General features: G+C 65.6%; 2 protein-coding genes. Both read right to left on the bottom strand.

Annotated features, from left to right (window positions below; translation table 11 throughout):
* A partial coding sequence (locus WAO56_RS09055) for a UTP--glucose-1-phosphate uridylyltransferase (RefSeq protein WP_422146330.1) occupies positions 1-966 on the bottom strand: 966 nt, incomplete at its 3' end.
* Between the two features lie 14 nt (positions 967-980).
* A partial coding sequence (locus tag WAO56_RS09050; RefSeq protein WP_422146329.1) for a hypothetical protein occupies positions 981-1,678 on the bottom strand: 698 nt, incomplete at its 5' end.

Genomic DNA, 1,678 nt, shown 5'->3' with positions numbered 1-1,678 from the left:
TTTTGCGTTGACGATGAGGGGGAGTTGGGGAAGGCCGTCGTGGGCGCGCAGCATGTCGGCGAGGGCTTCCAGATTCAGCCATAGGTTGTTGGTGTTGAAGAGCGTGTATTTGCGGATGTTTTGGAAGTCGTCGGTTTCGGCGGGCGGACACTGGGCGGATTCGCGCAGGAGCAGGCGGCCGGTGGCGGCGTTGCAGGCGAGGTGGCCGCCTTTGCGGTCGCTTTCCGTGCGCGCGGTGACTTCCATCCGGAACGGGATGCGCTGGGTGGCGAGGTGGCCGAGGATGCCCATGTGCAGGATGGCGCCGAGGTTGTCGGCGTTGGCGACGAAGGCGTAGCGGAAGCCGGCGGCGAGGAGGGTGTCGAGCAGGCCGGTGGTTTGCAGGGCCATATAGATGTCGGCATGGCCGGGGGGGCACCATTCGAGTTCGGGATTTTCCGGCCAGACGGCGGGGGCGCCGGTGGCGGCTTCGAGCTTGGGTACGCGATGCTGGCAGAAGGAGAGGGGCAGGCCGGATGGGTTGGCAAATTGCGGATGCTGGCGGGACAGGAAGGCGTGGGTGTCGGCGTCGGTGGAGAAGCTGTTCATCAGCAGGAGGGGCAGGGGCGCGCGGGCGCGGCGGCGCAGAAATTCCACCTGGCGGATGATGATGTCCAGAAAGCTGAGGCCGTTTTTGGCGACCATCAGGGATTTGGCCTGGTCGAGTCCCATGCTGGTGCCGAGGCCGCCGTTGAGGCGGATGACGACGGTGCGGGCGATGGCGGTTTCGCCTTCGGGGGCGAGTTCGTCGAGGTCTTGCAGGCGGGGGAATGGCGGCAACTGGCCGAGTGTTGCGCCGGGGATGACGCCCAGGTCGCCGTCGCGCCAGCGGCGGCGATTGTTGATGAAGGCTTCCGTGACCAGCGGCGGCGCGCCGTCGGCGGTCATGCGGGCGCGGATGTCATTTTCAATGGCGGTCGGACTCATGGGCAGAGGCGGAATTATTTGGCGGCGGGCAGGTTGTCTTCGATGGCGGCGCGCAACTCGTTCAGGTGTTGGTCGCGGCGGGCGGCGAGGGTTTGATGGATGCGGGAGACTTCGCCGGCCCATTGCTTGCGGGGGAGCACCAGCACCGGGTCCACGGGCAGATAGGCGGCTACGCCGGGGTGGAGTTCGGTCAGGCGGTAGGTGGCGGTTCCGCCGGGGAAGCGCACGGAAACTCTTCCGTCTTCGATGCCGGTGACTTCGGCGTTCTCACGCAATTTTTGGCCTTCCAGACCGGGCAGGAGGGGGAAAATGATGAGCCGGCCCTGAATGCCTTGTCCGGGGGGGAGGTCGGATATTTTGGGCGACGCCGGCAGGCTGTTTTTGGCGGCTTCAATCCGCTTGGCCATGTCTTCGCGGAGGAGGCGGACTTGTTCGTTGGTGCTGCTGCGCAGCAAGGCCGTTGTGGTGACTTCGAGCTCGTGCGCGAGTTCTTCGGCCGCGCCGATGGCGGCCAGGGCGGCTTGTCCGAGCGCGGTGTTGGCCTGGACGGCGGCGCTCACGCGGGCGAAGTCCGTTTTCAGGGCGGCGAGCTGGCTGTCCTGAGCCATGATGAGGGCTTGGTTTTGCTCGATGGTTTGGGCCAGGGCTGATTCCGTGCTTTGCAAGCGCTGTTTGATTTTTTGGGCCAGAGTGTGCAACCACAGATTGGCGC

It is taken from the genome of Miniphocaeibacter sp. (genome assembly GCF_049276255.1).
Taxonomy (GTDB): domain Bacteria; phylum Bacillota; class Clostridia; order Tissierellales; family Peptoniphilaceae; genus Miniphocaeibacter.
Note: the sequence above shows the minus strand (reverse complement) of the source record. Positions and strands in the feature narration are given on the sequence as shown.